This is a genomic window from Streptomyces albidus (ex Kaewkla and Franco 2022), assembly GCF_013870515.1.
Lineage (GTDB): Bacteria > Actinomycetota > Actinomycetes > Streptomycetales > Streptomycetaceae > Streptomyces > Streptomyces albidus.
The window spans coordinates 1-5,610 of record NZ_JACBXA010000319.1; the positions used below are offsets into that span (position 1 = coordinate 1).

Below are 5,610 nucleotides of genomic sequence, written 5' to 3' on the forward strand. Positions count from 1 at the left end.
ACTTCAGAGGAGCGTTTGCCGCCGGCCAGGCGCCCGACAACGTACAGCACGAACGCCACGGCGAGGACCGCGAAACCCGCCCAGACGGTCGGGTCGAGGACGAGGTCGGCCGCCCAGGTGCCGACCGCCTTGACGATCTTGCCGCCCAGGCCGATCAGACCCGCCATCGCGAGGCCGACCGGGACCAGCGAGAACGCAGCGATGCGGGTGGCGGCGGCGAAGCGCCGCCGGTAGGCCGTCAGGAAAGCGACGGCCAGGCCCGCCGCGGAGAGTGCGGCACAGACGGTCGTGGTCAGCATGAGTCCATTCTGCTACGCCCGGTACGGCGGATGCCATGCCCGGACCTGGAGCTGAGGGAGATCTCCGGGTCCGGGGGGCTCCGCGGGGCTGAGAGACTGTCCGCATGGACGACGCCGCACCCCGCCCCGTGCTCGACTTCTGGTGTGAACTGCAGTGCCCGGACTGCCACCGCGCGCAGCGGGATCTGAGCGCACTGCGGGAGCGTTACGGGGACCGGCTGGAGATCCGGCTCCGGCACTTCCCGCTGGAGAAGCACAAGCACGCCTACGCCGCCGCGCAGGCCGCCGAGGAGGCGTACGCGCAGGGCAAGGGCGATGCCTACGCGGCCGCCGTGCTGGAACGCACCGCCGAACTGGGCGCGCAGGGCGAGCAGTTGCTGCTGGAGGTGGCGCGGGAGCTGGGTCTGGACGCCGAGGAGTTCGAGACGGCCCTGATCGACGGACGTCATCTGCTGATCGTCGACGCCGACCAGGCCGAGGGCAAGGCGATCGGTGTCACGGGCACGCCGACCTACGTCATCGACGGCCGCCGGCTGGACGGCGGAGCGAGCCAGGAAGGGCTGAGGGAGCGGATCGAGGAGGTCGCCGACGCTCTCGTACGCGTCGACGGTTGAGCGCGAGGCGGCTCCCGACAGCCTTGCGGGTCAGAGCAGTTGCTTGAAGAAGTGATGCTCGACCGGGCGGTAGCCCAGCGACGAGTACAGGCGCAGCGCCGGGGTGTTGTGCGTGTAGACGTTCAATCCGATGACGCGGGCGCCGGCCGCCAGTGACTCACGCTCGGCGACGAGCATCAGGGACCGTCCGTGACCGTGGCCGCGTCGGTCCTCGGCGACCTCCACCTCGTAGACGTAACTGTCGGCGTCCGTACGGGGGCTGCGTTCGATATCGATCCACACCGTTCCGACGTCCGCGCCTTCGTGCGCGAGCACGCGGAGGAGCGCGCCGCGGGTGGCGGCCCCGGCTGGCAGCAGTTTGCGGAAGGACTCCTCGACCGCACGCTCGACCTCGTCGTCCGGAAGACCGCGCTCGGTGAACGTCCGCCGCAGCTTCGGCTCTCCACGTTCCCGCCAGGCGGGGAACTCCTCGTCGGTCATGGGGCGGGCCGAACTGCCCTCCGGCAGCTGCGGGGCCTCGCCCAGATCCTTGAGCATGGAGCGGCTGCGCTCGCGGTAGCCGAGGCCCCCGGCCAGCTTCAGCGCCCCCTGCGCACCGGCGGGCACGCTCATCTCCACACTCCGGCAGCGCCAGTCGCGCAGCACCTCCTCGGCCGCGAGGGCGGCGACCGCACCGCGTCCGCGCCGCCGCTCACGCTCCTCCACGACGAGCTGCTCCACGCGTCCGGTCGTCGGTCCGTACCGTGCGTGGGTGGCCAGCCGGAGAAGGCCGACGGGCCGGGAGTTGACACAGATGTCGTACGAGCGGGAGCGGGCGCCGTCGGCGTCGCGCTGCTCGGGTCCGGTGGGGCGCAGGGTCGTGGTCACCGCTTGAGTTCTACCGGCTGCGCCGCTCCACGTCACCCGGGTTCGTGCCGGCCGGTGTCCGCGGAGCGCGTCACGGGTCGATGTCGGCGGCGGAGCGTTCGTCGAAGACGCGCATCGCCTTGGCCGTGACCGGGCCCGGGGCGCCCGGCAGTTCACGTCCGTCGATGCGGTTCACGGCCTGGACGTCGCGCAGCGAGGAGGTCAGGAAGATCTCCTCCGCCTGCTCCAGGACCTCCAGCGGCAGGTCGGTCTCGCGGGCACCGGACCAGTCCACGACCAGGGCCCGGGTGATGCCCGCGAGGCAGCCCGACTCCAGTGGCGGCGTGTGCAGTTCACCGTCGAGGACGACGAAGACGTTGGTGCCGGTGCCTTCGCAGAGCCTGCCCTGGGTGTTGCCGAAAAGGGCCTCGCCGGCGCCCTCCCGGTGAGCCCTGGAGAGGGCGATGACGTTCTCCGCGTACGAGGTCGTCTTCAGACCCGCGAGTGCGCCCCGCTCGTTGCGCGTCCAGGGGACGGTGATCGCGGCGGTGGCGTCGGGACGCCGCTCGGCCTCGGCGAGCGCGACGACGAGCGTGGGCCTTGCGTCACCGCGGTCCGAACCGAGGGGCGCGAGGCCGCCGGTGTAGGTGATCCGCAGCCGGGCGTGGGGGGCGGGCGACCCTTCGGTGACGGCGGCGCAGGCACGCCGCACCTCGTCGTGGTCGGGTTCCGGCAGGCCCATCCCGCGGGCGGAGACGGCGAGCCGCTCGATGTGCCGGGTGAGCGCGAAGGGGCGTCCCTCGCTGGCCTTGACGGTCTCGAAGACTCCGTCGCCGACCGTCAGACCGTGATCCAGCACGGACACCTGCGCGTCGTCCACGTCCCGGAGTCGGCCGTCGAGCCAGATCCTCATGGGACTCTCCTTCCGCTCGCCCCGCTGTGATGGTGCGTACCCGACGCTACCTTGAGCAGCCGGGAGGCCTTGAGTTCAGTCTCCGCCCACTCGGCCTCCGGGTCCGAACCCCAGGTGATCCCCGCGCCCGTTCCGAAACGCAGCAGAGGGGTGTCGTCGGGGGCGTCCCGCTCGATCCAGAAGGTGCGGATGCCCACTGCCAGCTCGCCCGTGCCGCGGTCCGCGTCCACCCAGCCGATTCCGCCGCAGTACGGGCCGCGGGGTGCCCTCTCCAGCTCGCGGATGATCCGCAGGGCGCTCAGCTTGGGGGCACCCGTGACCGAGCCGGGCGGGAAGGTGTCGCGCAGCAGCTCCGGCCATCCGGCGCCGGGGGCCAGTTCTCCTCGGACGGTGGAGACCAGGTGGACGAGGCCGGGGTGCGGCTCGACGCTGCACAGCACGGGGACCGTGACCGATCCGGAGGCACAGACGCGGCCGAGGTCGTTGCGCACCAGGTCGACGATCATCACGTTCTCGGCGTGATCCTTCTCCTGCAGGTCCGCGGCGGTACGGCCCGTGCCCTTGATCGGCCCTGAGATGACGGTACGGCCCGAGCGGCGCAGGTAGAGCTCCGGCGAGGCCGTGGCGACCTCCACGCCGTGCGCGGGGAGGCGGATCGTGCCGCCGTACGGTGCGGGGTTGCCGCTCGCGAGGAGGGCGGCCAGTTCGTCGATGTCGGAGGCGTCCGGGTCCGGGAGGGGGGCGCTCAGGACGCGGCAGAGGTTGGCCTGGTAGACGTCTCCGGCGGCTATGTGCTCGCGTATCCGGGCGACGCCCGCGGTGTAGGAGGAGCGGTTCATGGAGGTTCGCCAGGTGTGGAGCGCCGGTCCGCGCCAGCGCGTACCCGGTGTCCGCCGCCCGCTTCCGGCTGTGATTCGGGCGGAGGGCCGGCCCGTGGAACGCCCCACGTCGCGTACGTCGCCGAAGCGGGCGCACAGCAGCCGGCCTTCGAAGTCCGCCACCACGGCCCACCAGCCCGCGGACTCCAGTGCGGCGGGGTCGCTGGTGACGTCCCTCAGGTCGGTGGCGAGCACATCGCCGAAGCGGGCAAGCGGGGACGGGGGGTTCACAAAGCCGAGTCTAGGGTGCGGTCTCGGAGCGACCGGGGTGCGCCGACGGGCTCCGCGCTGCTGCCCCGCGGCCATCACGAGCGGTCACGCAGGGCAAACAGAATTTGAGCTGGCACCGATATCCGCTAGAGTTCACCACGTCGTCGGAACGCGGTAGCGGCCGACAACACCTGCGGACGTGGCTCAGTTGGTAGAGCATCACCTTGCCAAGGTGAGGGTCGCGAGTTCGAATCTCGTCGTCCGCTCTGAGTGGGGGTTTCCCAACTCCCACCTCGGTGGAGTGGCCGAGAGGCGAGGCAACGGCCTGCAAAGCCGTCTACACGGGTTCAAATCCCGTCTCCACCTCCAAGGACGATTAGCTCAGCGGGAGAGCGCTTCCCTGACACGGAAGAGGTCACTGGTTCAATCCCAGTATCGTCCACTGGGTCCGTGAGGACCCTCCCACTGCTTCGGCATGGGACTCGCGCGGTTAGCTCAGCGGGAGAGCGCTTCCCTGACACGGAAGAGGTCACTGGTTCAATCCCAGTACCGCGCACGCGACGGCCCCTTCGGGGGCCTTTCGTACGTCACACCACCAACGAGCCCTGCTCCAGGACGATTAGCTCAGCGGGAGAGCGCTTCCCTGACACGGAAGAGGTCACTGGTTCAATCCCAGTATCGTCCACACGAAAGTGCCCCGGCCGAGACGGCCGGGGCACTTCCCGTTGATGGCACTTCGGGCGCCGGAGGCTCAACTCCGCCCGGAGGACGGCCTCATGAGGAGAACAGCATCCGGCCGAAGCCGCGGTTGTGGCCGTGCTTGTGCCCGTGATGACCATGATGCCCGCCGTGCCCCGCGCCCCAGGCCGGAGCCGCCGGGTAGCCCTGCGGTGCGTGGCCTCCCTGACCGTACGGGGCGGCCGGGGGCGGGCCCGCGGGCTGGGACCACTGGGATTCGAGGCGGGTGAGGGCCTCCAACTCGCCGTAGTCGAGGAAGATTCCCCGGCAGCCTCCGCACTGCTCGATCTGGACGCCGTTGCGGTTAAACGTCTGCATGGGTGCACCACACTTGGGACACTGCATGGTCATCTTCCTCTCCACGTGGGCGGATTCACCTCTCGGCACTGCGCGTTCAAGACTAGGCCCCCTCTCCGTCCGGTGGTCCGGTGACGGCGGAGGTGGTGTGCGTGTGAGCGGTGGGGCGGGCGGGAGTCCTGGCACCGGACGTGCCGCCTTCCAGGCCGGCGATACGGGCGCAGGCTTCCGTGCACGCCGCCTCGGCCTCGTCCAGGGGACGGCCGGCGGTGTGCGCCTTGGCGACGGCCAGAGCGGCGGTCTGTGCGGTGAGAGCACGGGCCGGGGCGTCCAGGCGCGGCCACGGGTCGATCCCGCCCGTACCGGTCTGGGACTGGTAGGCGCCCAGGAACGACTGCCAGGTCTCGGCGGGCAGCAGCCCCGCCGCGTACCAGGCGGCGGGCCGCGCCAGGTCCCAGGCGGGGTCGCCGAGTCCGAGGTCGTCGACGTCTATCAGCTGCCAGGGGCCGTCGGGTGCGGGGTGTCTGACGAGCTGGCCGAGGTGGAAGTCACCGTGGCAGAGGATGCCCGTGTGCGAGGGCGGTGGCCGTTCCTCCGCCCGGCACCAGGCCGGAAGCGTGGACCATGCGTGCTCGACGGCATCGGCCGCCTCGGCGAGGGCGAGGCCCAGGGTGGCGCCGCGTCCGAGCGCCTCGCGCATGCGCTTCAGTGCCCTCGCCGCCTTGGCGGGGCCCCGCATCATCGGGAGCGCGCCGGGAGCCGTGGAGGACGTCACGTCGGCGAGCGCGTCGGGAGGCACCGAATGGAGCCGGCCG

At 71.2% G+C, this 5,610-nt stretch carries 7 protein-coding genes and 5 tRNA genes; 6 read left to right on the plus strand and 6 right to left on the minus strand.

The features are described from left to right. Positions 1-299, minus strand: a 299-nt coding sequence (locus tag H5J26_RS27730; RefSeq protein ID WP_181768714.1) for a hypothetical protein, incomplete at its 3' end; no start/stop codon positions are given. Between the two features lie 104 nt (positions 300-403). On the opposite strand from H5J26_RS27730, the gene H5J26_RS27735 reads away from it, so the two are divergent. After that, the gene (locus H5J26_RS27735) at positions 404-913 is read left to right on the plus strand and encodes a DsbA family protein (protein ID WP_181768715.1); all 510 of its coding nucleotides are present in this window, start codon (positions 404-406) and stop codon (positions 911-913) included. Between the two features lie 30 nt (positions 914-943). Here the strand turns inward: H5J26_RS27735 and H5J26_RS27740 are convergent, their stop codons facing one another. The 3 genes from H5J26_RS27740 to H5J26_RS27750 form a co-directional block, all read right to left on the minus strand. Further along, the gene (locus H5J26_RS27740) at positions 944-1,780 is read right to left on the minus strand and encodes a GNAT family N-acetyltransferase (RefSeq protein ID WP_181768716.1); all 837 of its coding nucleotides are present in this window, start codon (positions 1,778-1,780) and stop codon (positions 944-946) included. Positions 1,781-1,850: 70 nt separating this feature from the next. Then, positions 1,851-2,672 carry an aminotransferase class IV gene (locus H5J26_RS27745; protein WP_181768717.1) on the minus strand — a complete coding sequence of 274 codons (822 nt, stop codon included), beginning with the start codon at positions 2,670-2,672 and terminating at the stop codon, positions 1,851-1,853. Then, positions 2,669-3,781 (minus strand): chorismate-binding protein, encoded by a 1,113-nt coding sequence (locus H5J26_RS27750; protein ID WP_181768718.1) that lies wholly within the window; start codon positions 3,779-3,781, stop codon positions 2,669-2,671. Before H5J26_RS27750 ends, H5J26_RS27745 begins: the two co-directional genes overlap by 4 nt. 172 nt (positions 3,782-3,953) lie before the next feature. On the opposite strand from H5J26_RS27750, the gene H5J26_RS27755 reads away from it, so the two are divergent. The 5 genes from H5J26_RS27755 (at position 3,954) to H5J26_RS27775 (ending at position 4,445) form a co-directional block, all read left to right on the plus strand. Further along, positions 3,954-4,026: transfer RNA gene (locus H5J26_RS27755), tRNA-Gly, on the plus strand. A 29-nt stretch (positions 4,027-4,055) separates the two neighbouring features. Continuing rightward, a tRNA-Cys gene (locus tag H5J26_RS27760) sits at positions 4,056-4,129 on the plus strand. 1 nt (position 4,130) lies between these two features. Beyond that, positions 4,131-4,202: transfer RNA gene (locus H5J26_RS27765), tRNA-Val, on the plus strand. Positions 4,203-4,244: 42 nt separating this feature from the next. Next, positions 4,245-4,316: transfer RNA gene (locus H5J26_RS27770), tRNA-Val, on the plus strand. Positions 4,317-4,373: 57 nt separating this feature from the next. Then, positions 4,374-4,445: transfer RNA gene (locus H5J26_RS27775), tRNA-Val, on the plus strand. Between the two features lie 89 nt (positions 4,446-4,534). Here H5J26_RS27775 and H5J26_RS27780 read toward each other — a convergent pair. Then, positions 4,535-4,843 carry a zf-TFIIB domain-containing protein gene (locus tag H5J26_RS27780; RefSeq protein WP_181768720.1) on the minus strand — a complete coding sequence of 103 codons (309 nt, stop codon included), beginning with the start codon at positions 4,841-4,843 and terminating at the stop codon, positions 4,535-4,537. A 55-nt stretch (positions 4,844-4,898) separates the two neighbouring features. Then, positions 4,899-5,610, minus strand: a 712-nt coding sequence (locus H5J26_RS27785) for a phosphotransferase family protein (RefSeq protein WP_181768719.1), incomplete at its 5' end; no start/stop codon positions are given.

Bases quoted from the DNA above. Each gene is read 5' to 3' on its own strand.
- H5J26_RS27735 (WP_181768715.1), top strand. From the start codon at position 404: ATGGACGACGCCGCACCCCGCCCCGTGCTCGACTTCTGGTGTGAACTG.
- H5J26_RS27745 (WP_181768717.1), bottom strand. From the start codon at position 2,672: ATGAGGATCTGGCTCGACGGCCGACTCCGGGACGTGGACGACGCGCAG.
- H5J26_RS27780 (WP_181768720.1), bottom strand. From the start codon at position 4,843: ATGCAGTGTCCCAAGTGTGGTGCACCCATGCAGACGTTTAACCGCAAC.